Origin of the sequence: Micromonospora sp. NPDC049301 (genome assembly GCF_040678715.1) — a bacterium.
In the GTDB taxonomy this organism is placed as follows: domain Bacteria; phylum Actinomycetota; class Actinomycetes; order Mycobacteriales; family Micromonosporaceae; genus Micromonospora.
This window is the reverse complement of the sequence record NZ_JBFAQO010000001.1, coordinates 445,849-469,883: the sequence shown is the minus strand read 5'-3', so window position 1 is coordinate 469,883 and position 24,035 is coordinate 445,849. Positions and strand designations below refer to the sequence as shown.

Here is a 24,035-nt window from a genome sequence, read left to right as displayed (position 1 = left end):
CCCCCCGACGGGGTTCGTCGACGGTTACGACAGCGTCAGCGGCCGACGCGGATGCGGTCGGCGGCGTAGACCTCGCGCGAGCCGTCGGCGCGAAAGATCACGATGACCGGGATGCCCTCACCGATCTCCAGCTCGCGCCGTTCGGCGGGGGTGGGCATCCGAGCGGTGGCGGTGTCGCCCTTGAGGAGGGTCACCGTTTCGGTCGGCTCTTCGGCGCGGACGAACGTGCCGCGCGGTGGTTCCACGATCACGAGCCCTTCCGACCGGAGTAGCGCTACCGCTTGTCGGACGCTCGTGCGGCTCAGCCCGTACTCCTGAGCCAACCGCAGCTCGCTGGGAAGCGAGGCCCCGGGCGCGAGGTCGCCAGACGCGATCCGGTCTCGCAGAAGGTCTGCGAGCTGCCGGAACACGGCGCGATCCGCGCTGGGGTCGATCACGAATGTGACGCTACGTGTCCAACAGTTCTACATCTTATTGTATCTACAGTCCTACGTCGTTACGGTGACATGAGCTGGGACAACAGCCAACGGCCGGCTCCACCTGCCCGTGAGATCGAAGAATGCCCGAGGGGAGACCTGGTGCCTCGCGTGTCGTACGAGGAGTACTTGGTGGCTGTCGCGCTAACCCTGGCGAGGCGGCACCGGCCGGTCTGGTCATGGCAGCGATGGCGGAAGGTCTGCCGATGCGGGGGCCAGTTGCCCTGCCATGCAAGGCATCGAATCCCGATCAACCGGGGTCACTGGCCCTCAGAGGACGGCCGGCCATCCGCTCCGTCATCGGAACCGCCGGTCGAGCAGAGGGAGCCGAAGTGACCAACCACCTCCCGATCACGCCGGCCTGGACCTGCGGTGGCTGTGGTGCCGACTGGCCCTGCCACACCCGCCGTGGAGAACTGCGAGCGGAGTACGAACGAGCCCCGGTGTCGCTCACCCTCTACCTGGCAGCCCAACTCGTCGAAGCCGCCCACGACCTGACCCACGTCCCCGCAGGCCACCTGCACCACCGCTTCCTCGGCTGGACCCGATGAGCATCCTGCGACCCGGCGACGAGAAGTTCCACTACAGCGACGGCTCCCACAAGTGGATCCCGCCGAACCCGGACTACGACCAGGAGGTCTGGGACGAGCAGGTCCGCCAGCACAAGCACGGCCACCTCAGGAACGAGCGCCCGAAGGTCCGCATCCAGCGCCTCGTCTGATGCCAGCAGTACAGCAACGAAGTACAGCAACCGTGCCAGCCGAACCAGGCCGAGAAGCGCGTCAGCAGCCCGGATGACCTCGAACAAGACCCCAGAAGGTCGCCTCGCCGGCAATCCATAGATTCATGTCAGCCACCTGCCTCGGGCCCGGTGCACCCTCGGCTGAGGCGGTAGGGGGATTCAGCCTCTACCCTCGTACCACCGGGGTTAAGGCGAACGATAGGAGCTGATCATGGCAGAGGCGTCCGAGAACGGCCGATACGTGAAGCTCACCGTTCAGGTCTGGTACGACCCAAGCACGAAGCGCGTCCATCTGACGTCCAACGACCCCGATTTGCCCAAGGCCGGTATCCATACCAACCTGAAGCCCGGAACGCAGGCGGACACAAGCGCTCGGGCCCTGCTGGCCAAGTTCGGAAAGCTTCCGGAGGGCGTCGAGTAGAGGCATAGGCCGCTGAAGCAGCCAATCGAGCAGCCAAGCTGGCGAACATCAACGGACGATCAGACGCAGCCCGGATCGTCCACGACACCAGCACTGAGCTGCTGCTCAACCAACAAGCCCGCACCGGCGACCTACAGCCGCTGAACCTCGCCACCGAGCCCGCACTCGCCGAACTCCTCAGCGCCGTCGACCTCGCCGAGCGAACGAGCGGTGTTTTGCCGTCTCACTGGATCTGATTCTCGTCAGACGGCTGACGGAGTAGATGCGGACTGCGCACAGGGGCTCGCGCCCTGTGCGATAGCCCACCAGCGTCGTTCAACGTCGCGGCCGGTCTGTCGTCTGACAATGGATAGGCCGTTATCAAGGGGAGGCACAAGACATGACCGACGAGACTCCGCAGCCCGCCTACTACGGGAACAACATGGCGGACGGCTATGGCGGCTACGGCTACGTGATGTGCTCGCACGGTGTCTGCACCAAGAAGGCTTGGAGGCGCATGGAGGACGGCTACGACCACAACTGTTGCGGCAACTCCAAGCACTCGACCGCGCACGCATACCGAGAGCGGGAACGGAACAGCCAGTAGGTGCGCGCACACGGTGCACGCGGCCTGACAGCCGGTGCCGGCGACAGGCGAAGTCAGCAGGGAGTCAGCAAACAGTTCGCCACCCGGCGATCATGGATGGAACGAGCAGCACGCCGACCGAGCCTGCACGCACACAACGGCGTCTGTCGGCACTATCCGACAAGGACGACCAGGTTCCCCCGGCGGCGGGGGTCGTCCCATTCCGCGATTCGTGCTCGCTGCAGCTCCTACCCCCACTCCCGGCGCACCGGAGGCTGCGGCGGCTCCTCGTGCGGGGGGTCTGTGTCTACGGTCTCGACCTGGTCCTTCTCCGCCGCACGGGCGGGCAGCTCGCCGAACCTGTCGTGCCGTAGGCGGGCGAACTCCTCGTCTGTTGAACGATCGGTGTGCCCTCGATCCTTATCCATCGCCCGACCTCCCTCGTCGGGTCCATTGTCCCCGCTCAGGCACCTTCGCGTTGATCTGGTCTTCCCCTCACACACGCGCCGTGCAGCGCCGGATGCAGCAGAGAGGCAGCGAACGCGTCGGTACGGCAGAGCAACGGACGCGACAGGACTGCCAGCGACCTGCACAAAGGCGCAGCCGACAGCGACAGACGACAGCGGTTGCTAGACCGTCACGGCGTTCGGGACGAAGTGGTCGAGTGCGGCTGCAGATGGTGTGCCACCATCGGCCCGTGCCTACCTGGGATGGCCTGAGCCATGAGGAGCAGTGCCTCATGACCAACGCTCAAGAGCATGACCTACTGCCGAGCGTGCTCTGGAACTGGCGGACCGATCTCGACCAGGACGACAAGTTGCTCCTGCTGCCGGTGCTTGCCGCTGCCCTGGTCGCACTGGTCAATGATGGGCTCATCGAGGTACGCCGGCTGTTCGTCGACGTCGACGGCAGCGGCAGCTACGAGGTGGTTCCCTGCGGACAGCTTCCTGACGTGCTCGCCGACCAGGCTGTGTGGGAGTACACAGACCACAGCTGGATCCATCGCGACGAGGGCCTGGCGATTGTCGAGACCCATGCGGGGCGAGAGTTGTCGCTCACCGATCGCTCGGGTGTGCCAAATCCCCAGAGCTCGAACCCGTACCTGAAGTAGCCGGCCTGTTGAGGGCGTGGGCGGTGAGCCAGCGGTCCGGGAAGCTGAGCGGCGTGAGGATGATCATCGGGCACAGATCCGGCACAACTGACACCGGCAAGGACTGTCAACCGCTGTAAGGCAGCGAAAGTATCCGCCCTGGTCACGGGGCCGATTCGTCCAGTCTGGGGTGATCAACCGAGTGCCGGAGGGGTTCAGGGTTCGAGTCCCTGGCGGCCCACGCACTTCTCTAACCTGCGGTTCTTGGCCTTGCCGCAGTCGTCATGCGAGCCGGTTGATCGGGGGATCGAGTCTTTCCTGGAGACTGAGCGATGCTGCATGCATAATGAATGCATGGTTGCTCTCCAAATTCGGGACGTGCCGGAAGAAGTGCGAGACGCCCTGGCAGCCCAGGCCAAGGCGCGCGGGCAGTCACTCCAGGCGTACCTGCTGGAGTTGGTGGAGACGCAGGCTCGACGGTTGCGCAACACGGCGGCCCTTGATCGCTTCGCCGGCCGATCGGACGGTGCTCGCTCCCTGCCGGGGGAGAGTGCCGCCGAGTTGGACGACCAGCGGGAGCGGCGCGGACCGTGGGGCAGCGCCGCGTGATCGTCGTGGATGCGTCGGTTCTGGCCGATGCCCTGGTCGACGACGGACCGGTCGGCGACGCGGCGCGGGCGGAACTGACCGGAGATCCGCACTGGGCTGCGCCGAGCCATCTTCTGGTCGAGGTCATGTCCGTGATCAGAGGCAAGGTCCTCGGGGGGAAGCTCGCCCTTGCTCGGGCGCAGGAGGCGATTGACACTCTGCCTTCGTTGGTCATCGATGAGGTTGGCGTCGCTATGCTGCTTGACCGGATGTGGCAGTTGCGGGGCAATGTTACGGCGTACGACGCGGCTTACGTCGCGGCGGCGGAGTTGATGGCCTGCCCACTCGTGACCGGTGATGGTCGGCTCGCCAAGGCCAGCGGCGTCCGCTGCGAGATCCGACTGCTCGCGGCGTCCTGACAGTGCCCGCCCGAGGATCATTGGCCTGACCCCCTTGCGCCGCCGAACCTGAGTGGAAGCGGCTTACCGACGATCATCGCGCTGCGGGGCGGCGGTCGAGCGCGACGGTGCAGATGTCCGGGAGCGGCAGGGTCGGCATTCGAGGCGGCCGCCGGCTAAGCGAGCTGGCTGCGCTGTCGAACATGGGGCTGTCCGTGTGGGCGAAGGCACCCAACGGGACGACGGAAACGGCCGGTCCTGGTGCCGCTGGGCTTGTCGAAGCGCCTAGGACCCACAAGCGAGGGATCCCAGGTCGAACCTGCCACGCCGGTAGGTGGAGGGGCCCGGCCGGCAGATCGCCGGCCGGGCCTCCGATCAGGACTGGTGTGTTCGGCGACGCCAGGCGAGGAAGAACATGACTCCGCCCAGGGCAACCATGGCGCTTCCTGTGCCCGTCAGGGCCGGGACCAGGCCACTACCGGTTACCGGCAGCATTCCGGAGTCCTTGCTTGGCGTACGGGGAGCGCCGGGGCTACCGGGAGCGCCGGGGCTACCGGGAGCGCCGGGGCTACCGGGAGCGCCTGGGGCACCAGGACTGCCCGGAGCACCGGGACTACCGGGAGCGCCTGGGGCACCAGGACTGCCCGGAGCACCGGGGCTACCGGGAGCACCAGGACTGCCGGGAGCACCAGGACTGCCGGGAGCACCAGGACTACCGGGAGCACCAGGACTACCGGGAGCACCAGGACTGCCGGGCGCACCAGGACTGCCGGGCGGGCCAGACGGTCCGGGTGGGCCAGACGGTCCGGGTGGGCCAGACGGTCCGGCGCACACCGGGGCGGTGATGAAGTTGGTGTCGAGGGTGACGGCGGCGGTTCGAGCCAGCGCGCGGCCCTGGAGGTTTGCGCCCGTGGCCATCGTGATAGACGCCTGAGCCATGATGGTGCCCACGAAGGTGGTGCCTGTGCCGATCGTCGCCGAGCTGCCGATCTTCCAGAACACGTTGCAGGGCGAAGCGCCGTTGATCAGGACGACGCTGCTGTTCGACGCTGTCGTCAGCGCGGAGTCGACCTGGAAGATGAACACGGCCTGGGGGTTGCCCTGGGCGTTGAGCGTCAGAGCCCCGGTTAGTTGCGCTGCCCCGATCCGATAGACGCCGGCGTTGAGGGTGTTGTTGCCGAGTTCTGGGGGCAAATTGGTGAACGGGACCCGGCCGGCGGCGTCGTTGAAGGCCGTGGTCAGGTCGCTCTGGGCCTGTAGGGCGACCCCGTCGCCGAGGTGGACCTCGCCACCGATAGTTGCCGTTTCGAAGCCCATCTGGGTGGTCCCTGGGTGCCTTCCGAGGTTCTGAGCCAGGAAGCTTGGGCCGGTGTTGGTGGGCTGGGCCCCGGCCAGCACGGAGAAGTTGCCAGCCGTGCCGAGGCCCACTGGCGCCTCCTGCGCGTTGGCCGCAGTCGAGTTGAAGACCAGCAAGGTGACAGCCATGGCGATAGCCGCGAACCCCGCGAGCGCCGGCGGGAGTGCCCGTCTTAGATGAATCGGTTTAACTTTCACAGAACAACCCTCCGTGGGTACTACTTGCAGGAGGCGTCCCGGAAAGGCGCACCCTGCCTTAAGCGGTAGATTTGGCGCAAGCAGCGCAGTGACTACCAAACCACCCCAGAGTGAGGTAAGTGGTCGAAATCAGGCAATACGCAAGTTTCACAATAGGGACTGGACCGTAGAGCACCGCCACTGTGCTGGAAGAACTGGAGCACCTGCATGAGCGGGTAACAGCCGAGTTGACCCTCCGCACGCCAACCGCCGCAAGACTGCCGAGGCGGGGCGGCTGGCCCCGAGCCGGCCGGCCGGGATGAGCAGCGGGTGACGTACGGACGCGAGCCAGATTGGGCGCACCTGGCCGACGACGGCCAGGGCCGCCAGGCTGTCACCAGGCCGTCAGAGGCCGACTGTGAGCGAGCAACGACGACCACCGGTGACGACGTCTGTCCAGGTAACAAGGCGTAGCCGGCCCGGTTACCAGGCCGGCTGTGGCCGCCTTACCTGTCGTTGGTGAACCGGCGAGACGCGTCGTGGTTGTACAGGGCAGCGCTCAAGGCGAGGCAGCGTACAGCTCCGCCAGCTTCCCAGCTCACAGCGCGATTGGCTCGTAGGCCAATGCCTTTTCGATCACTTCCTCATCGGTGAGATGCGGAGTGTGGTGAAACATGTAGTCGGTGATATGCGGGCATCCGAGGATGCGTACGAGTTCCTCGACCTTGCTGCCTACCTCCTTTCCTCGCAGCAGCCGTTCGGGCCCGCTCACCATCAGCGCTCCTCCCGGTGGCACGCCAGGCGTCCGTCGTACCATCCGGACCGGTCGCCGGCGGCGAAAGCCGGCAGCCGGTGGGTCAGCGGAGGATGCCGACCCCGGCGTAACCGTGTGAGTCCACGGCCTCCGCCTCGCCGTCCGGCCGCCACCGGGTGGTCTCCACCAGACCCGGGTCCACCAGGTCGTACCCGGCGAAGAAGCGCAGCGTCTCGGCGTGGGTGCGGGGCACCAGCGGGGCGCTGCTGTTGCGGTAGACGGCCTGCCCGCGCTCGGCCAGCTCGGGCGGGATGCCGTCCAGCGTCAGGTGGGACAGCACCAGCTGGCTGCCGGGCACGGTGGCGTCGCGCAGCCGGGTGATCGCCGCCCACGGGTCGTCGTCGTTCGACACGAAATGCAGGACCGCGAGGAGCAGCACCGCCACCGGGCGGGCGAGGTCGAGGGTGGCCCGCACGGCCGGGTGGGCCAGCAGGTCGTCCGGCCGACGCAGGTCGCCCTGGACGACCGCGGTCCCGGGTACGCCGGTCAGCAGCTGCCCGGCGTACGCGACGGCCACCTCGTCGTAGTCCACGTAGACCACCCGCGCGTCGGGCGCCACCTCCCGCACCACCTCGTGCACGGTGCCCTGGGTGGGCAACCCGGCGCCGATGTCCAGGAACTGGCGGACGCCGCGCTCGGCGGCGTACCGGACGGCCCGGCGCAGGAAGTGCCGGTTGGTCTGTGCGGCGATCCCGGTCTCCGGGAAGATCTCCAGCACCCGTTCGGCGGCGGCGCGGTCGGCCGCGAAGTTGTGGGAGCCACCCAGGAAGTAGTCGTACATCCGGGCGACGTTGGGCCGGGCGGTGGCGTCGGTCGGAGCGGGTGGCGGATGGTCGGTCACGACAGGGATCCCTTCGACGGCCGCACCGAACGTACCAACCCACCCCGCCCATTGACAGACCGCTCAGCCGGGCACCGGTGGGGAGGAAAAGGTCGCCGGTTCGCCACCTGTCGCGTGCTCCGGACGGCTGGTCTGCTGGTGGGTGCTTGTCAGGTCCACCAGAGAAAGCAGGGCTCCATGTCGGTTCTCCGCCGTACCCTCGCCGTCACCGCCACGCTCGCCGCGGCCGCCGCCACCTCGGTGTTCACCGCGTCGCCGGCGATGGCCAGCACGCCGGCCAGCTGCTCCAGCGTCCGCCAGATCGGTACGACCCGGGTGCTGACCGTCGGCGGCGTGGAGGCGGCCTCGGTCAAGCAGTACTACGGCTGCGGCTACAACTACGCCTACATCTACGTCTGGGAGCAGTACCGCAACACCCACTCCAACTGGGACCTGTACGTGCACGTGATCGACCACAGCGACAGCGGCTCCGACTACGGCGTCGGCGAGCTGAACAACACGACCCGCGCGGAGCTGTGGGGCGCGCCCGCCAACACGGCCGCCCACTGCACGCACGTCACCGGTTACCTGAACTCGACGGGCGGCTCGACCAGCACGGTCTGCTGACACCACGGTTCACCCGCGCGGCCCGACGGACGGTGGAAAGGGGGACCGTCCGCCGGGTCGCCGGGCCCGATGGCCGTCGATCGGCCCGAGCCGCCGTCGGCCATAATCAGCCCCCATGGTCCACAAAGCTCAGCCGACGGCCCCCCGCCCCGGGGAGGCCGTTCCCGTACCGGGGCTGGATCTCGGTGTGGTCGGGTGCGCGGACGCGGTGGAGATCGGGCGGGGCGGCTTCGGGGTGGTCTACCGCGCCTGGCAGCCCGACTTCTCCCGCTGGGTGGCCGTCAAGGTGCTCGCCGCGGACTGGCACGGCCCGTCCCGGTCCCGCTTCGAGCGGGAGCTGAAGGTCCTGGGGGGACTCTCCGACCATCCGCACATCGTGACCCTGCACCAGGCGGGGCGGACCGCGGCCGGCAACCCGTATCTGCTGATGGCGTACGAGGAGGGCGGCTCGCTGGCCGCCCGGCTGGCAGCCGATCCGGACGAACCGGCGCGGCGCTGGGTCGCCGCGGTGGCCGGCGGGATCGCGGTGGCGGGGGCGTTGGAGACCGCGCACCGGGCCGGCGTGCTGCACCGCGACGTGAAGCCGGAGAACATCCTGATCTCCCGGTACGGCGAGCCCAAGCTCGCCGACTTCGGGCTGGCCCGGCCCCGGTCGGTGCAGCCCGACCCGGCCCGGTGCCGGGTCACCACCAGCGTGCTGCACGCGGCACCGGAGATCCTGCGCGGCGAGCCGGCCGCGGTGACCGCGGACGTCTACGCCCTCGCCTCGACCGTGCTGCACTGGATCCGCGGCCGGCCCGCCTTCGACGCGGGCACGTCGGACGCGGGCACGTCGGACGCGCACACGTCGGACGCGGGCACGTCGAACGCGCAGCCGGCGACGGGCGCGCAGGCCGGCAGCCAGCGCAACGGCCGCGCCGCGCCCGAACTCACGCGGCTGCTCGCACGGATCGCCACCGAGCCGGTTCCGGACCTGCGGCCGTCCGTCGTGCCCGACGCGGTCTGCGCCGTGCTGGAGCGCGCGCTGGCCAAGGATCCGGCACGGCGGCACCCGAGCGCCGCCGCGTTCGCCGAGGACCTCCAAGAGGCGCAGCGAGCCACCGGCCAGCCGGTCACCCCGTTCGTCCTCGGCGGTGGGGACGCGAGCCACGCCGGCGGGTGGCCGGACGGCGCAGCGGTCGGTGGCGCTCCCCGGCGTGGTTTCTCCCTCAGCGCCCGCCGCCGCGCGGCCCTCGCCCTGGACCTCACCGCCACCGCACGGCCGGCGACCGGGGTACGCCGACGCGCACCGGCGCGGACGGTGGGAGCACTGGTGGTGCTGGCGTCGGTGCTGGCCACCGGCGCGTCGGCGGTCCGGCCGACGCCGGGCCCGGTCGACGTGCCGGCGCGACTCGCCTTCGGTAACCAGGAGGTGAGCGCGGAGTCGGCCGAGCGGGCGGTCACCGTGCGCAACGGCAGTGACCGGGAGGTGCGGCTGACCGGGGTGACGACCACCGGCCCGCACGCCTCCGACCTGCGGGTGACCGCCGAGACCTGCACGTCGCGCCGACTGGGGCCCGGCCAGCGGTGCGAGCTGCGGGTCATCTTCACACCGGGCGCGGCCGGGCCGCGTCGGCCGGAACTCGCGTTGCGCCTCGCCGGACGGTCCGCCCCGGTCACCGTCCGCGCCGTCGGCACCGGTCAGCCGCGCCGGGCCAGCCGGGACGACGCGCCCCCCGGCCCCTGCTACCAGGACGCCTATCAGGTCGGTTCGTCCGCCTACGGTTACGCCGGCGGCATGCGTGCCATCTCCGTGAAGCAGTACTGGTCGCCGACCTGCCAGGCCGTGATGGGGTACATCTGGGTGTGGAAGCAGTACCGCGACAACGCGGCCGTCGACGGCGGCACCTGGGACGTCGACCTGGCCGTCCGGCCCGACGCGGGTCCGGCCGGGGCCCGGCAGCGGGCTGAGGGGCAGCCGTTCGAGCTGTGGACCGAGCCGTTCCGGTTGACCGGCGGCTGTGCCGTCGCGACCGCCACCGTGCAGGGCCTGCGGACGGGGCAGCCGGCCGGGGCGACGACCGCGCCGTACTGTGGCCGCTGAGCCCGGGGAGGCGTTGTGGCGGACGGCTACTTCGAGGTCCACGGCGTGGGTGCCGTCCGGCTGGTGCCGTTGACCGCCGACGCGCTGACCATCGGCCGGGCACCCACCAACGAACTGCCCATCCACAGCAATCTGGTCTCCCGGCTGCACGCCCTCGTCGAGCGGTTCCCGTCCGGCTGGTCGATCCGCGACCTGGGCAGCACCAACGGCACCACGGTCAACGGCAGCCCGCTGCGACCGGCGCAGATCCTGCGGGACCGCGACCGGGTGGAGATCGGCCCCGCCCGGCTGGTCTTCCACGCCCCGGCGGAACACCCCGGCACCCGGACCCTGAACGTCGAGCCGGCGCCCGCGCCACCCGCCCTGACCCGCCGGGAGCAGGAGGTGTTGACCCTGCTCTGCCGCCCGTTCGTCGAGGGCGGTGTGCCCTTTCCCGAGCCACCTGCGGTGCGGGCGATCGCGGCCGCCCTGCACGTCACCGAGAGCGCCGTGAAGAAACACCTGTCCCGGCTGTACGACAAGTTCGGCCTGACCACGAACGACGAGCGCCGCCGGTCGCGGCTGGCCGGCGAGGCCGTCCGCCGGGGTGCGGCCGGCCCGTTCCCGTCCGCACCCTGACCCACGGCAGGGGGCTGGGCCCGCCGCCGTGTCGTTGATCCGGTTGAAGCCTCCCCACCGGCCGGACGACGGTGGGGTACCGACCGTCGAGGGGGACACCGATGACCAGTCAGCGGGAGACCGTGCAGGTCGACAACGACCTGTTCCGCGCCGTGTACGACTCGCCCGCGTCCCTGCCGGGCCGGCACCGGTGGACCACCCCCGAATCGGACGTGCGGCGGCTGGAGAAGCTGCTCGGGATGCCGGCGCGCACCATCGGCGCCCCACTCTGGGTCAGCGGCGACGAGCCGGACTGCCCGAAGTGCGGCCGGCGGGTCACCTGGTACGACATCGTCTCGTCGGCCGTCTCCGGCCTGCACGACAAGGCGATGATCGCCACGGTCATCCTCGGCGAGCGCAAGTACGTCAACACCGAGATCCCGGACGCCATCCCCGGCGTGCGCTGCGCCGACTGCCACACCGCGATCGACGGCCTGCGCAGCTTCAAGTGCCACAACTGGGCGTACGCCTTCGAGGCGCTGGAGGCCGTCCGCGAGCGGATGGCCGGCGGCCTCGGGCCGACCTGAGCCGGGCGGTCAGCGGATCGGCAGAGTCGGCTGCGCGTTTGCTGACGAAGGTCAGGAACCCGCCCAGACCTTCGACTCCTGCCCTGCCCCCCGCCGCATTCCTAACCTTTCTCCCAGGTGAACGAGGTATGAACATCTGGTGAGGTGATGCATGGTCGACACCGGCAACATGGACGTTCCGGAGATCAGCGCCGAGTGGTACCGCGACGTGGTCGACGTCGCCGCCGACAGCCCGCACCCGGTGCAGTGGTTCGTCGGGCACGCCACCGAGGGGGTGATCCTGCTGCTCGGCGCGCTGTTGCTGATGGCCGTGCTGAGCCGCCTGTCCGGCGGCCCGCACGACCGGGCACTCGCCCTGGTCGCGCCGGTGCCGACCCTCCTGTCGTACGCGGGCAGCGAGTGGTTCAAGACCGTGGTGGACGAGGATCGCCCGTGCCGGACGGTGGGCCGGGCCATCATCGCGGGCAGTTGCCCACCACCGGGCGACTGGTCGTTCCCCAGCAATCACGCCACCCTGGCCGGCGCGCTGGCGGTCACCACGCTGCTGCTCTCCCGCCGGCTCGGACTCGTCGCGCTGCCGCTGGCCGTGCTGGCCGCGTTCTCCCGGGTCTTCGTGGGCGTGCACTACCCGCACGACGTGGCCGCTGGCCTGCTGCTCGGCGCCCTGGTCGCCGTGCTGGCCACCCCGCTGCTGGCCCGCGCGACCGCGGAGGCGCTACGCCGCCGGGCCGACCGCACCCGCTCCCCGGTCCCCGACCTGGCCGGCCGCCCCCGCCCCTGACCCGTCCCACCGCGCCGGCCATGCCCTGCCCGGGGCGCAACGCCGCGCGAACGTCGGTCCCGAGCGCGACGGGCGTCCGCGCGACGGCCCTTGGCCGTCCAAGATCGTGCTAGATCCAGGATCTAGTTGCCTCGCCCGCGCCTGAGGCCACTACAACCAGGATCGAGCACGATCTTGGGCGGCGGTTGGCAGGCTGCGGGCCGCACGCGACCGGCGGCGGGTGGCGGGCGGCGCGGGCCGGCGGCGGGTGCGGGTGGTCAGGTGGTCAGTAGGAGGGCGCCGACGGTCCCGAGCAGCAGGAACGGGCCGAACGGCAGGTGGCTGGTCCAGCGGACCCGGCGGGCGGCCAGCAGGCCGAGGCTGACCAGCGCGGACAGCCCGAACGCCAGCAGCAGCCCGAGCATCAGGACCGGCCAGCCGTACCAGCCGAGCAGTGCGCCCACGCCGAGCGCCAGCTTGGCGTCGCCCAGGCCGAAGCCTCGGTGACCGAGCAACAGGGTGCTGCCGGCGAAGAGCAATGCCAGCCCCGCGCCGGCGGTGACGGCGCGCAGCCAGGGCCCCGGCTCCGGGTCGCCGAGCGCGGCCGCGCCGAGCAGCAGCCAGGTGCCGGCGGCCGCGGGCAGGGTGAGCCGGTCCGGCAGCCGGTGCACGGCCAGATCCACGAAGACCGCCGGGATCGTCCAGCCGAGCCACCAGGCCAGCGCCGGCAGCGCCCCGGCCGGGACGCCGGACAGCGCGAGCAGCACCACCGTGGCGAGCCCGGCGAGCGCGACCAGCTCGACCGTGCCCGGCGGTGGGCCGACCCGGGCGCGGCAGCGCCGGCACCGGCCGGCCGGGCCCAGCGCGGGCCAGGGCCGGGTCAGGCTGATCGGCGCACCGCAGGCGTCGCAGCCGTTCCGGCTGGCGCTGCCCGACGGTACGGCGTAGCGCAGGGCGGCCCACCGCAGCAGCGGGCTGACCGCCAGGATCGCCAGCACGGCCGAGAGCTGGCCGCTCCTGCGGAACTGGATCACCCGGCTTCGGCCGGCGGCTCCGACGGAGGGCCCGGTCGTGCCGTCCGGTGGCGGGGATACGAGGGCCCGGTCGGGCGGGGTTTCCCGACCCGGGACGGCCGCCGAGGGCCCGGTCAGTGCCACGTCGCCCCCCTTTCGAAGCCGGAGTCGCCCGGGAAGGCGAACACGCATCGTGACTGAACGATCGCTTTGGTGTAGCGGATGGCGCAGAAAGAGACCTGCGACGCCGGCCGCCCGAGGGCCTCCTCGGCCGGATCCGGTCCGGCCGAGCCGCCGACCGGAGCGGTTCGTCGGTCGGCCGCCGACGTCGAACGGATGCCGGGATGACGCCGCGATGTCCCACTCTCGGGACCGGCGGCGGGGCCCGGGCGGACCCGTTCCGTCCGACGCGGGCGGGTCGTCGTCGGCCCCTCGGTCGGCCATCGCTCGGAGCGCAGCGCGGACACCCCTCACCACCACCTGTCATCACGCAGAGTGTTCACTTGAATTGCCTCTGTTGCATCGGCGAGCGTCAGCCTATGCTCGCCCCTTGGGTGTGACGCAAGCCTCACTGCAACAACCGGAAGACACAGGACCATCCATTTGTAAAAGATCCGTAACGGTGAATGCAGAAGCGCAATGAACGGCTCCGGATGTGCTGATCCGGGCGCGCTTCCGCATGCCCGGCGGCGGTGATCCGTCGCCGCACCGGGCGACCACGAGGAGGCTCGACGGTGCGCGGACGGCAGCTCAGGCGAGCGGCAATCTGCCTGGTAGCGGTCGTGGCGGCGGTGCCGGTCACCGCCTGCGGCAGCGGGCGGGAGGCCGTCGAACGGCCGGCACCGGCCCGGAACGACGGACAACAGGCGGACCCGGCCGTCGAAGGGCGGGCTGCGGAAAAGGCGGCACTCGACGCGTACTCCGGTTATCTGGCGGCCTCGCGTACGGCGAGTCGGCGCAGTGATCCGCACGCGTCGGAACTGTCCCGGTTCCTCGCCGATCCACTGCTCACTCGGGTGCGAGCGTCCATTCGCGAGGCAAAGGAGCACGGCGCGATGCGTACCGGGACGCTGAAGTCGGACCCGACGGTGACCGCGGTGAGCCTGGACTCGACCCCGGCCACGGTGGAGATCCAGGACTGCGTGGACGCGAGCGGCTACCGGCTGGTCTACGCCAAGGATCAGCGGGTGGTCCCGGGCAGCGGCGGCGGCAGGTACCTGGCCACCGCCACCGCGACCCGCTATCCCGACGGTCGTTGGTTGATCAACGCCAGCGCCGCGCACCGGGACCAGCCGTGCTGACCTGGGGAGGAAGGGGCGTCCCGGCCCGTACCGCCCGAGCCGGGACGCCCCGCCGGGCACTCACCGGGATCGTCCTCGCGGTGCTGCTGGTGGTCGGTGCGACCCTGCCGGCCGCCGCCGCTCGCCGCGCCGACCCGGGGGCGGGCTGTCCGCCCGACCAGCCGGACTGCAGCGTCTGGGACGACGAGCCCGGCACGCCGGGCGGCCCGGGTGGCGGCGGGGACCCCGGCGACGGCGACTCCGGCGGGGGCGGAGGCGGCGGCGTCTGCCAGTGGGACGGCCGGACCATCCCCTGCTACGACGACCTGCTCGGCTGGTTCAACAACAGCGACGGGTGCTACTACAAGCTGACCGAGGGGCCGGTCGAGCCGCCCGAGGGTCAGCAGTGGTATCTGCAAACCTGCAACGGTGGCGACCTGGGTGCCCAGCACCCGGTGCTGCTGGATGAGCCACCGCCCGGCTTCGGGGCACCGCCCGATCCCGAGGAGCTGGCCCGCCGCGCCCTGGCGTCGATCAAACTGCTGCCGGCGCGGCTCCGAGTGGCACCCCGCAAGGACGTCGGTCCGGGCCTGGTCGGTCTGCCGGTGTGGATGTGGGCGACCCCGAGCCCCAGCTATTTCGGCCCGCTGACCGCGTCCGCGTCCGACCGGGGGCTGACCGTCTCCATCGAGGCGAAGGTCGACCGCATCGTGTGGGACATGGGCAACGGCGACAAGGTCACCTGCGAAGGCCCCGGCACCCCGTACGACGCGAAGGACAAGGCTCTCGCCGGCCGCGCCTCCCCGGACTGCGGCTACGACGAGGGCTACCCGAAGGCCGGCACCTACCGCGTCGGCGCCACCACGCACTGGACGGTGACCTGGCGCGGGGGTGGCGAGAGCGGGGAGATCCCGCAGACCCGGACCAGCGGCACCGTGCCGATCCAGATCAACGAACTCCAGGTGGTGACGCGATGAGCGCCAGGAACGAGTGGCTTCGGACGGCGGTGGTCCGGTGAGTCTCGCGACCCGCAACGGGAGCCCGGTGGACGCGCCGGTCAGCCCACCCAAGGTGGTCCGGCAGCGCCGGGTCCGCCCCGGGCTGCTGGGTCTGGCCGTACTCCTGATCGCCCTTGGTGGGCTGGGCGCGGCGTTCGCGGTCACCTCGGTTCGGGCCACCGGCAGCTACCTCGCGGTCGCCCGGCCGGTGGAGGTGGGCCGGGAGATCAGCGCCGCCGACCTGATCACCGTGCAGGTCGCCGGCGGCCAGGGGCTGCGCCCGGTGCCCGCCGGTCGGCTGGACGAGGTGATCGGCAAGCGCGCCGCCGTGGCGCTGGTCCCGGGCACCCTGCTCACGCTGGGGCAGGTCACCGACGACCCGCTGCTCGGCCCGGGCCAGCAACAGATCGCGCTCGGTCTGAAGACCGCACAGGTGCCGGCGCGCGACCTGCACCCCGGCGACAAGGTTCTGCTGGTCAGCACCCCGGACGACAACGCCACCGGGGCGGCTGCCGCCGCCGGCACCCGCTTCCCGGCCACCGTGATCGACACGGCCAGCCCGGCGAACGACGACAAGGTGCTGTACCTGGCGCTCACCATCCGGGACGTGCCCGCGGTGGTCGCGCTGGCCGCGCAGGAGCGGATCGCCGTCGTGCTGACCGAGGCGGCCTGAGCATGGCGATCATCGCGCTGGTGTCCGCGAAGGGTTCGCCCGGCGTGACCACCTCGGCGCTGGCCTGCGCGCTGGCCTGGCACCGACGGCTGGTGCTCGCCGAGTGCGACCCGGCCGGCGGGTCGATCCTCGCCGGCTACCTGGGCGGTCAGCTGGACGGGCCGCGGGGCATCGGCGAGCTGGCCGTCGGGGAGCTGCGCGACGGCAACCTGGAGACCGCCTTCTGGTCCCAGCTGGTCGACCTCGACGCGCCCCGTCGGGAGCGGCTGCTGCTGCCCGGGTTGGTCGACCCGATGCAGGCCGGCAGCGTCACCCCGCTCTGGCAGCGCTTCGCCGACTACTTCAACGCCCTGGACCGCGGCACTCCCGGCTACGACGTGCTGGTCGACTGCGGCCGGCTGCACGTCAACGGCCCGCCGTGGCCGGTGCTGCGGGCCGCCTCGGTGGTGCTGCTGGTGACCCGGGCCGAGCTGCCGGACCTCTCCGGCACCCGGGCGGCGGTCACCGCGATCGAACGGGACTTCGCCGAGCACCGGGTGCCGCCGGGCACCCTGCGACTACTGCTGGTTGGCGACGGGCACGGGCGGGCGGACATCAGCCGCGCGCTGAAACAGCCGGTGATCGCGCGGCTCCCGCACGACCCGCGTACCGCCGGGGTGCTCAGCCTGGGCGGGACGGTACGCGCCGGACGGCCGCTGATGCGCGCGGCGGCCGCGCTCGAGGTACCGGTCGGCGCGCTGCTGGAGCGTCGGAGGGCCCGGCTGGCCTGGCCGGTGCAGCAGGGGGTGCCGGATGCGGTTTGAACCGGTCTCCGCCGATCCCCGCCAGCAGCCGCCGGGCGCCACCTCCACGGCGCCGCCGCTGGCCGCACCGAACGCCCGACACCACCACTCGGTGCCGATGCCGATACCGACGCCGGCACCCGCGGCCAGCCCGCCGTCGGAACCACCGCCCCGCCCCCGGATGGACTTCCAGGTGGTCCGGGAGCTGCGCCGGGAGTTGACCGAGCGGCTCACCCAGTGGCAGCGCGGCCGTGAGTTCACCGTCGACGAGGAGGACACCGAACGCGCCCGACTGGCGGTCGCGGTGGTCGCCGAGTACGCGGACGCGGTACGCCGGGCCGGCACGCCGATGGCCGCCGGTGAGGAACGTCTGCTGCTCGACCAGGTGACCGCCGAGCTGGTCGGGTTGGGCCGGCTACAGACCCTGCTGGTCGACGACACCATCGAGGAGGTGCACATCCTCGGCTGCGACCAGGTACGCATCACCCGGCACGGCGGCGGCGTGGACTGGGCCGAACCGATCGCCGACAGCGACGCCGAACTGGTGGAGATCCTCCAGGCGGCGGCCCGCCGCGCGGGGGCGACCGAGCGGTCACTGTCCACCGTGAAGCCGACGCTCGACCTGCAACTGCCCGACGGCAGCCGGCTGGCCGCGGTGTTCCTGGTCAGCCACCGCCCGTACGCGGTGATCCGCAAGCACAACACCCTGGACGTGAGCCTCGACGACGTGACCGGCGCCCGGGGTGACCTGGACGAGATGATCGACCCACTGCTGCGCGACTTCCTCCGCGCGGCGATGCGCGCCGGGCTGAACATCATGGTCGCCGGGCTGGCCGGCGCCGGGAAGACCACGATCATCCGGGCGCTGATGAACGAGATCCCGCCCGACGAGCCGTACGTGCTGCTGGAGGAGAGCCGGGAGTTGCTGCCGGCCCGCCGCCGGGAGCGGCACCGGGCCGTGATGAGTTTCGAGGCCCGCGAGGGGCACGGCGAACGAGGTTTCGACGGTCGACCGGCCGGCGAGGTGACAATCGCCGACCTGATCCCGCTCTCGCTCCGGATGGGCGTACTGCGGATCATCGTGGGTGAGGTGCGGTCCCGGGAGATCGTGCCGATGCTCCAGGCGATGACGACCAGCCGGGGCTCGATGTGCACCATCCACGCCCGCACGTCCGCCGGCGTCGGTGAACGGATCGTCGAGCTGGCGCTGGCGCACGGCCGCGAGATGACCGTCGACCAGGCCCGCCGGATGGCGGGCAACGCCCTGGACCTGATCGTCTACGTCACCATCGAGGACGAGACCGCGATCGGTGGACGCAAGCACCGGTTCGTCTCTCATGTGGAGGAGGTGATCGGGGCTGGCGAAGCCGGCCGGATCACCACCACCACGGTCTTCGGGCCCGGCCCGGACGATCGGGCGGTCCCCCGGCACCTGCCGGAACGGATCCGCGACCAACTGCTGCGGGTGGGCTACGACGCCCGGCTGCTGACCCGGTGGATCGAGGCCGGCACCGGCGCCTGGCGTCGCCCCCGGCAGACCCGACTGGCCCGGCGGTGAGCGGGTGCGGACCAACCTGGAACTGATCGCGGTCGTCTCCGGCGCCGCCTGTGTCGCCGGACTGCTGCTGGCGGTGGTCGCGCTGGTCGGCACCCGGCGGCCCTCGGGGCCTGGCCCGGGCGCCGGCCCGGGTCTGAGTCGGCTCTGGCGCGGCTCCGGCGCCACCCCCGGCGAGCGGCGGGCCTACCAGGCGCTGCTGCTCACGGCGCTGGCCGCCGGCGCGCTGGCCTTCCTGCTGACCGGGCTGCCGGTGGTGGGTCTGCTGGTGGCGGTGGCGGTGCCCGGCACCCCGTGGCTGTTCGCGGTGGGCAAGGCCGAGCAGCGGGCGATCGCCCGGATCGAGGCGGTCGGCGAGTGGACCCGCCGACTCAAGGACGTCTCCGGCACCGGGCAGGGCCTCCAGCAGGCGATCATCGGCACGATCGGCAGCGTGCCACCGGGCATCGAGGAGGAGGTACGGCTGCTCGCCGCCCGGTTGCAGGCCGGCTGGATGGCCCGCTCCGCCCTGCTGGCGTTCGCCGACGAGATCGGCGACCCGGTCTGCGACCAGGTGGTGGCGGCGCTGATCCTGCACCTCACCGACCGGGGTGAGCGGCTGGGTGACGTGCTCGGCTCGATCGCCGGCGCGGCGGCGGCGGAGGTCGCCACCCGCCGGGAGATCGAGGCCAAGCGCACCCAGCCCCGGTTCGCGGTCCGCTTCCTGACCGGCATGACCCTGGCGACCCTGGCGTACGGGCTGGTCAACACCGAGTACATCGAGCCGTACAGCACGCCGGTGGGTCAACTGGTGATGGCCGCCCTCGGTGCCGCCTTCATCGGCCTGCTGGCCTGGGTGCGGTCGATGAGCCAGCCGCAGCGGCCGGCCCGGTTCCTGCCTGCGCCGGACCCGCAGGAGGTGATCGCGTGATCATCAACTGGCAGCTGACCATCGCGGTGTGCGGTGGAGCCGCGGTGGGCCTGGGCCTGTTCCTGGTGGTTCGCGAGCTGGTGCCGGCGAGCCCGGCGCTCGGGCCGGCGCTCCGCCGGTTGCACCAGCCGGCCGGCACCGGCCGGGTCGCCGCTTCCGCGTCCCGGCAGCTGGACTGGCTGACCGGGCTGTCCCGCTGGCTGCGCCCGCCGCACCGTCAGCTCGCGCTGATCGGCCAGACGCCCGAGCAGTACGCGCTGTCGGTGCTGCTCTCGGCGCTGGTCGGGCTGGCCACGCCGACCCTGCTCGGGGTGGCCCTGTTCGTGCTCGGCATCCCGTTCCCGTTGGCGATTCCGGTGCTCGGCAGCCTCGGCCTGGCGCTGATCGCCGGGTTGCTGGCGCACCGGTCGGTGCTCGCCAAGGCCAGCGCCGCCCGGGACGAGTTCCGTCAGGCCGTCTGCACGTACCTGGACCTGGTGGCGTTGCAGCTCTCCGCCGCGCACGGGCCGGTGCAGTCGCTGGAGCGGGCCGCGGCGGTCTGCGACGGCTGGGTCTTCGACCGGCTCCAGGAGTCGCTGCGGATGGCCCAGATGCAGATGCACGCGCCCTGGGACGAGCTGCGCGACCTCGCCGACAAGATCGGCATCCCAGAGCTGGGTGACGTCGGCGCGATCATGCGCTCCTCCGGCAGCGAGGGAGCGCAGGTGCACGAGACGCTGCGCAGCCGGGCCGACTCGCTGCGCGACCAGATCCGCACCGACAACCTCGCTCGCGCCGAGGGGGTGACCAGCAAACTTGACATTCCGGGCGCACTGCTCGTCTTCGTGCTGCTCGGCTTCGTCGTCTATCCGTTCATCGCCCGTGTCTGATCCCACCCCGAGAAGGAGTACGACATGTCCATCATCAGCTACCTGCACGTCGTCGTGACGACGCGCCTGGCCGAGCTGCGCCGCGACGGTGAACGGGGCGACAGCCCGGTGCCGACCGCAGTGATCATCTTCGGGCTGGTCTTCGTGGCGACCATCGTCACCGGCCTGGCCCTGGCCAAGGCCAACAACTGGATGAACGCCATCCCGAACAACAAGAACCCTCAGTAGCAGCCAGCATGTGCCGAGCCGCGTTTCCACTGTCGCGCCGGGCGGTCACCGCCGCCCGGCGCCGGCTCGCGGCCGGGGACCGGGAGCGCGGCGCCAACCCGGTGGAACTGGCCGTGGTGATGCCGCTGATCCTGGTGCTGCTCTTCGCGTCACTCCAGGTCGCGGCCGTCTTCCTGGCCCGCTCCACCGCGCTGAACGCCGCCCAGAGCGGGGTCAACGCCGAGCGGCTGTACGACGCGGCGGACGGCGCCGGGTCGGCCAGCGCCACCCGGTTCCTCAACGCCGCCGGCGGCTGGCTGGTGGGTTGGGACAGGACCGGCCCGAGCTGCGTGGCCACCGACACCGAGGTGACGTGCACGGTGCAGGGCCGGTCCCTGTCCGTGGTGCCCGGCGTTGACTTCCCGGTGCGCCAGACCGCGCACGGCACGGTGGAACGGGTGACCCAGCCGTGAGCCGCAGCGGCGAGCGGGGCTCGGTCTCCATCGAGGTGGCGGTGCTCGCACCCGCGTTCATCGCGTTGATGGTGCTGGCGGGTGTGGCCGGGCGCAGCGCGGTGGCGGCGGAGGCGATCGACGCCGCCGCCCACGACGCGGCCCGCGCCGCCTCGATCTCCCGGGATTCCGACACCGCCCGGACCGCAGCGCGGGAGGCCGCCCGCAAACAGCTGGACTGGCACGGGCTGGCCTGCACCAACGCCCTGGACCCGACGTTCTCCGGGTCGGTGGCCGGCGAGCCCGCCAGTTTCGACGACGCGTTCAGCAGCCCGGTCGGTACGGACGCCACGGTGACGGTGAGGATCAGTTGCCTGGTGTCCTTCCGGGACATCTCGCTGAACGTCGTGCCCGGGATGCCGACCGACAACCGGATCACGGCGGACTTCACCTCACCGCTGGACCGGTACCGGAGCCGGCGATGACCGCCACCTCCCCGGCCCCCCGGCGTCCGGATGACCGCGGCCGGATCAGCATCTTCCTGGCGGTGGCGATGACCGGCGTGCTGGCCATCGTGGGTCTCTCGTTCGACGGGGCGGGGCAACTGCGCACCCTGCAACGCGCCGACAACCTGGCCGCCGAGGCGGCCCGGGCGGGCGGTCAGGCCATCGACCGGGCCACCGCCATCGAGGGCGGACCGAAGCGGATCGACCAGCCGCAGGCCCGCGTCGCGGTCGCCAACTACCTGGCCGCCGCCGGCACCACCGGCCACACCGTGAGCTTCCCGGTCGTCGCCGGGGAGACCCTCGTCCGGGTACGCCTCACGATCACCTACCGCCGATCGATGCTCGGGCTGTTCGGCTTCGCCGGCACGGTCACCGTCACGGGCGAGGCGACCGCGCGGGCCATCACCACAGGACCGTAGGAAGGAAGGCAGCCATGCCCGCATCGGGTCGGTCCGTCGTACGGCGGACCGGACGGATCCTCACCGGCCTCGGCGCGCTGGTCGTGCTCTGCACGCTGCTGACCGGGGCGCCGGTCGCACTGCTCGCCTTCGCCGGCAACCCACTGCCCGACCATCTGCCCACCATCGCCGAGGTGGGCGCCCTGTTGACCAGCCGGGACGACGGCCAGCTCTTCCTACGGGCGTTGGCGTTGGCCGGCTGGTTCGGCTGGGCCACGTTCGCCTTCTCGGTCGTCGTCGAGCTGGGCGCCCAGAGCCTGCGCCGGCCCGCGCCGAAGCTGCCCGGGATGAGCCGCCAGCAGAAGGCCGCCGCCGCGCTGGTCGGCTCGGTAGCGCTGATCCTCGCGGCCAGCCCGGCCGCCGCCAGCGCCGCCGCGATCTACGCCGGCCCGGGGTACGCCCACCCGGGCGCGCCGGCCGTCGCCACCCTGGCCGGGCCGACGTCGGGTACGGCTCACGCGGTCGCCGCACCCCGCGTCGCGGGCAGCGAGGCGTGGGGCCTGGCCGCGCCGGCCCGGGCAGGCGCCCTGCCGGACACGGCGGCCCCGCTCGCCGGGACCGGGCCGCTCGAACGGGCCGGGACCGGGCCGCTCGGGCTGGTCGCGCCCGGCGGGCCGGCCGGAAGTGACGAGCCAGCATCGGTGTACCGGGTGGCGCGGGGCGACTACCTCGGCGAGGTCGCCGAGCGTTACCTGGACGAGTTCGCCGACTACCGCCGGCTGGCCGAGTTGAACCGACTCGACGACCCGGACCGGATCCGCCCCGGCCAGCTGCTCCGGCTGCCCGCCGAGGCCACCGACCAGGGCAAGCGGCCGCACGCCACCGGCCGGCTGGTGGGCCGACCCGCCGCGCCCAGGCCACCGGCGCCCCGGCCGGCACCCGAGCAGGCCGCACCCGAACGGGTGACCCCCGCCCCGCCCACCGGTACGGAGTCGGCGGGTCAACCACCCGCCATGACCGTCGGGGCAGCCCGGGCCGGCACCACCGACCGGGTCAACCGGCCGCTGGCGGTCTCCGCCGTGCTGGCCGTGGCGAGCATCGTCGGCGCCCAGATCGGCGCGGTGCTCGGGCTGCGCCGCCGTCCGGCCACCGCCGGGACGGGCCCCCGGTTGGCCGCATCCACCCGCACTCTCCCGGGCGGCGTGGCCCGGAGCATCGGCGGGACACCTGCGGGAGGCGCTGCCGAACCACCGGCTGGTCGGCACCGCCGCGGCTGACCCGACGCTCACGCGTCCCGTAGGCGGTCGCCGCCGTCGGGGTGGCGAGGTGATGGGTCAGGAGAGCGCCGAGAGTGACACCGTCCCCAACGGCACGGACGCGGTTGTCAGGGCAGGCGGGTCTGGAGTACGCCGTTCTGGACCCGGGTGGGCAGGATCTGCTGGTCGTTGCCGGACGGCCCCTGCACGACCTCGCCACCGTTCAGGCGGAAGGCGCTGCCGTGCCACGGGCAGACCACGCAGGCGTGGCCGTCGATCTCCTGCACCTCGCCCTCGCCGAGCGGCCCGCTCTGGTGCGGGCAGCGCTCCAGCATCACCGTGACCTCGTCACCGTGCCGGTAGAGGATCACCGAGACGTCGTCCACCTCGCGGGTCATCAGGGTGCGCTGCGGCAGCGCCGTCATGTCGACCAACGAGTGCCAGCCGTCGCTCATCCGGTGCAGCTCGGAGATGCTCTGGTTGACCTGCGCCCCCTGCTTGTAGGCCAGGTGACCGCCGATGTACGCCCCGAGGCTCGCGGCGGAGAGCCCGAGCATGCCGAGGGTACGGCCGACGCCGTGCCGCCCGGCGAGCCGCGCGGCCAGCGAACCGGCGTAGAGCGTCAGCCCCACGCCGTTCGCGGCGGCGTGCACCAGGCCGACCCGGCGCTGGTCCCGGGAGAGCGCCGCCCAGTCGTTCAGCCCGGTGACCGCTGCCGGCAGGGCGCTGACGGTGCCCAGGCCGACCAGCATGGTGGCGGCCCGGCGCTGCCCGGGCATCAGGTCCAGCACCGCGGCGCTGATCCAGGAGCCCACCGGCACCTGCACCATCGCCGGATGCAGCGGATGCCCCAGCGTCACCCCGTGCAGCAGGTCCCGCAGCCGCCGCGGACGCAACGTGCCGAGGACCGCCCGCTGGAGCCGGTCACCCACCCGATCCAGCCGGGAATCCTGCTCAACTCTCGTCAATAGTGCTCTCACGAGTACCGACTTCCCGGCAAAGGCGGTCGCAAACCGGTCGGCGGTGACAAAGCCG

Annotated in this window: 29 protein-coding genes and 2 pseudogenes; 25 read left to right on the top strand and 6 right to left on the bottom strand. The window is 71.9% G+C overall.

Annotated elements, in window-relative coordinates:
* Window positions 1-35: 35 nt before the first annotated feature.
* Window positions 36-437: a winged helix-turn-helix domain-containing protein gene (locus tag AB0K07_RS02265; RefSeq protein ID WP_363750320.1), complete on the bottom strand. Its 402-nt coding sequence runs from the start codon at window positions 435-437 to the stop codon at window positions 36-38.
* Window positions 438-808: 371 nt separating this feature from the next.
* Here AB0K07_RS02265 and AB0K07_RS02260 point away from each other — a divergent pair, with 371 nt between their 5' ends.
* The 8 genes from AB0K07_RS02260 to AB0K07_RS02225 all read left to right on the top strand — a co-directional run bounded on the left by AB0K07_RS02260 (window position 809) and on the right by AB0K07_RS02225 (window position 5,125).
* Complete coding sequence (locus AB0K07_RS02260; protein WP_363750318.1) at window positions 809-1,027, top strand: flavin reductase; 219 nt, start codon at window positions 809-811, stop codon at window positions 1,025-1,027.
* Window positions 1,024-1,197, top strand: coding sequence for a hypothetical protein (locus AB0K07_RS02255; protein WP_252416291.1), 174 nt, complete (start codon window positions 1,024-1,026; stop codon window positions 1,195-1,197). The genes AB0K07_RS02260 and AB0K07_RS02255 overlap by 4 nt, the downstream gene beginning before the upstream one ends.
* A 232-nt stretch (window positions 1,198-1,429) precedes the next feature.
* On the top strand, window positions 1,430-1,639 hold the full coding sequence (locus tag AB0K07_RS02250) for a hypothetical protein (protein ID WP_363750316.1): 210 nt from the start codon (window positions 1,430-1,432) through the stop codon (window positions 1,637-1,639).
* Between the two features lie 379 nt (window positions 1,640-2,018).
* Entirely contained in the window at window positions 2,019-2,225 is a 207-nt protein-coding gene (locus tag AB0K07_RS02245) for a hypothetical protein (RefSeq protein WP_363750314.1), read from the top strand.
* A gap of 718 nt (window positions 2,226-2,943) precedes the next feature.
* Window positions 2,944-3,315, top strand: coding sequence for a hypothetical protein (locus AB0K07_RS02240; protein ID WP_363750313.1), 372 nt, complete (start codon window positions 2,944-2,946; stop codon window positions 3,313-3,315).
* Window positions 3,316-3,648: 333 nt separating this feature from the next.
* Window positions 3,649-3,903: a hypothetical protein gene (locus AB0K07_RS02235; RefSeq protein WP_363750312.1), complete on the top strand. Its 255-nt coding sequence runs from the start codon at window positions 3,649-3,651 to the stop codon at window positions 3,901-3,903.
* Window positions 3,885-4,301, top strand: coding sequence for a type II toxin-antitoxin system VapC family toxin (locus AB0K07_RS02230; protein ID WP_363750310.1), 417 nt, complete (start codon window positions 3,885-3,887; stop codon window positions 4,299-4,301). Before AB0K07_RS02235 ends, AB0K07_RS02230 begins: the two co-directional genes overlap by 19 nt.
* 488 nt (window positions 4,302-4,789) lie before the next feature.
* Window positions 4,790-5,125, top strand: a complete 336-nt coding sequence (locus tag AB0K07_RS02225) for a hypothetical protein (RefSeq protein WP_363751442.1) — start codon at window positions 4,790-4,792, stop codon at window positions 5,123-5,125.
* 55 nt (window positions 5,126-5,180) lie between these two features.
* Here the strand turns inward: AB0K07_RS02225 and AB0K07_RS02220 are convergent.
* The 3 genes and pseudogenes from AB0K07_RS02220 to AB0K07_RS02210 form a co-directional block, all read right to left on the bottom strand.
* A pseudogene (locus AB0K07_RS02220) lies at window positions 5,181-5,765 on the bottom strand (ice-binding family protein); the annotation flags it as partial.
* A gap of 646 nt (window positions 5,766-6,411) precedes the next feature.
* Window positions 6,412-6,588, bottom strand: a complete 177-nt coding sequence (locus tag AB0K07_RS02215) for a hypothetical protein (RefSeq protein ID WP_363750309.1) — start codon at window positions 6,586-6,588, stop codon at window positions 6,412-6,414.
* 82 nt (window positions 6,589-6,670) lie between these two features.
* Window positions 6,671-7,468: an SAM-dependent methyltransferase gene (locus AB0K07_RS02210; RefSeq protein WP_363750308.1), complete on the bottom strand. Its 798-nt coding sequence runs from the start codon at window positions 7,466-7,468 to the stop codon at window positions 6,671-6,673.
* A 177-nt stretch (window positions 7,469-7,645) separates the two neighbouring features.
* On the opposite strand from AB0K07_RS02210, the gene AB0K07_RS02205 reads away from it, so the two are divergent.
* From AB0K07_RS02205 to AB0K07_RS02185, 5 genes are all read left to right on the top strand, one after another.
* Window positions 7,646-8,074, top strand: coding sequence for a hypothetical protein (locus tag AB0K07_RS02205; RefSeq protein WP_363750306.1), 429 nt, complete (start codon window positions 7,646-7,648; stop codon window positions 8,072-8,074).
* 115 nt (window positions 8,075-8,189) lie between these two features.
* The gene (locus AB0K07_RS02200; RefSeq protein WP_363750305.1) at window positions 8,190-10,157 is read left to right on the top strand and encodes a protein kinase; all 1,968 of its coding nucleotides are present in this window, start codon (window positions 8,190-8,192) and stop codon (window positions 10,155-10,157) included.
* A gap of 15 nt (window positions 10,158-10,172) precedes the next feature.
* A complete protein-coding gene (locus tag AB0K07_RS02195; protein WP_363750304.1) occupies window positions 10,173-10,775 on the top strand; it encodes an FHA domain-containing protein in 603 nt (200 codons plus the stop codon).
* 101 nt (window positions 10,776-10,876) lie between these two features.
* Complete coding sequence (locus tag AB0K07_RS02190; RefSeq protein ID WP_363750303.1) at window positions 10,877-11,341, top strand: hypothetical protein; 465 nt, start codon at window positions 10,877-10,879, stop codon at window positions 11,339-11,341.
* Between the two features lie 151 nt (window positions 11,342-11,492).
* Window positions 11,493-12,122 carry a phosphatase PAP2 family protein gene (locus AB0K07_RS02185; RefSeq protein ID WP_363750301.1) on the top strand — a complete coding sequence of 210 codons (630 nt, stop codon included), beginning with the start codon at window positions 11,493-11,495 and terminating at the stop codon, window positions 12,120-12,122.
* 257 nt (window positions 12,123-12,379) lie between these two features.
* Here the strand turns inward: AB0K07_RS02185 and AB0K07_RS02180 are convergent, their stop codons facing one another.
* Entirely contained in the window at window positions 12,380-13,135 is a 756-nt protein-coding gene (locus AB0K07_RS02180; protein WP_363751389.1) for an A24 family peptidase, read from the bottom strand.
* Between the two features lie 749 nt (window positions 13,136-13,884).
* Between AB0K07_RS02180 and AB0K07_RS02175 the strand changes: the two genes are divergently transcribed.
* The 12 genes and pseudogenes from AB0K07_RS02175 to AB0K07_RS02120 all read left to right on the top strand — a co-directional run bounded on the left by AB0K07_RS02175 (window position 13,885) and on the right by AB0K07_RS02120 (window position 23,021).
* Window positions 13,885-14,415: a hypothetical protein gene (locus AB0K07_RS02175; protein ID WP_363751388.1), complete on the top strand. Its 531-nt coding sequence runs from the start codon at window positions 13,885-13,887 to the stop codon at window positions 14,413-14,415.
* A complete protein-coding gene (locus AB0K07_RS02170) occupies window positions 14,409-15,371 on the top strand; it encodes a hypothetical protein (protein WP_363750300.1) in 963 nt (320 codons plus the stop codon). The genes AB0K07_RS02175 and AB0K07_RS02170 overlap by 7 nt, the downstream gene beginning before the upstream one ends.
* 37 nt (window positions 15,372-15,408) lie before the next feature.
* Window positions 15,409-16,065: an SAF domain-containing protein gene (locus AB0K07_RS02165; RefSeq protein ID WP_363750299.1), complete on the top strand. Its 657-nt coding sequence runs from the start codon at window positions 15,409-15,411 to the stop codon at window positions 16,063-16,065.
* A 2-nt stretch (window positions 16,066-16,067) separates the two neighbouring features.
* On the top strand, window positions 16,068-16,868 hold the full coding sequence (locus AB0K07_RS02160; protein ID WP_363750297.1) for a ParA family protein: 801 nt from the start codon (window positions 16,068-16,070) through the stop codon (window positions 16,866-16,868).
* Entirely contained in the window at window positions 16,858-18,405 is a 1,548-nt protein-coding gene (locus AB0K07_RS02155) for a CpaF/VirB11 family protein (protein ID WP_363750295.1), read from the top strand. Before AB0K07_RS02160 ends, AB0K07_RS02155 begins: the two co-directional genes overlap by 11 nt.
* Window positions 18,366-19,312 (top strand): annotated as a pseudogene (locus tag AB0K07_RS02150) (type II secretion system F family protein). Before AB0K07_RS02155 ends, AB0K07_RS02150 begins: the two are co-directional and overlap by 40 nt.
* Window positions 19,312-20,181 (top strand): type II secretion system F family protein, encoded by an 870-nt coding sequence (locus tag AB0K07_RS02145; RefSeq protein ID WP_363751386.1) that lies wholly within the window; start codon window positions 19,312-19,314, stop codon window positions 20,179-20,181. The pseudogene AB0K07_RS02150 and the gene AB0K07_RS02145 overlap by 1 nt, the downstream one beginning before the upstream one ends.
* A gap of 24 nt (window positions 20,182-20,205) precedes the next feature.
* A complete protein-coding gene (locus tag AB0K07_RS02140) occupies window positions 20,206-20,409 on the top strand; it encodes a hypothetical protein (protein ID WP_363750293.1) in 204 nt (67 codons plus the stop codon).
* An 8-nt stretch (window positions 20,410-20,417) separates the two neighbouring features.
* Window positions 20,418-20,861, top strand: coding sequence for a TadE family protein (locus AB0K07_RS02135; protein ID WP_363750291.1), 444 nt, complete (start codon window positions 20,418-20,420; stop codon window positions 20,859-20,861).
* The gene (locus AB0K07_RS02130) at window positions 20,858-21,325 is read left to right on the top strand and encodes a TadE/TadG family type IV pilus assembly protein (protein WP_363750290.1); all 468 of its coding nucleotides are present in this window, start codon (window positions 20,858-20,860) and stop codon (window positions 21,323-21,325) included. The genes AB0K07_RS02135 and AB0K07_RS02130 overlap by 4 nt, the downstream gene beginning before the upstream one ends.
* Window positions 21,322-21,765, top strand: a complete 444-nt coding sequence (locus AB0K07_RS02125) for a pilus assembly protein TadG-related protein (protein WP_363750288.1) — start codon at window positions 21,322-21,324, stop codon at window positions 21,763-21,765. The genes AB0K07_RS02130 and AB0K07_RS02125 overlap by 4 nt, the downstream gene beginning before the upstream one ends.
* Before the next feature lie 14 nt (window positions 21,766-21,779).
* Window positions 21,780-23,021: a LysM peptidoglycan-binding domain-containing protein gene (locus tag AB0K07_RS02120; protein ID WP_363750286.1), complete on the top strand. Its 1,242-nt coding sequence runs from the start codon at window positions 21,780-21,782 to the stop codon at window positions 23,019-23,021.
* Window positions 23,022-23,128: 107 nt separating this feature from the next.
* Here AB0K07_RS02120 and AB0K07_RS02115 read toward each other — a convergent pair whose 3' ends face one another.
* A complete protein-coding gene (locus AB0K07_RS02115) occupies window positions 23,129-23,980 on the bottom strand; it encodes a Rieske 2Fe-2S domain-containing protein (protein ID WP_363750284.1) in 852 nt (283 codons plus the stop codon).
* Between the last annotated feature and the right edge of the window lie 55 nt (window positions 23,981-24,035).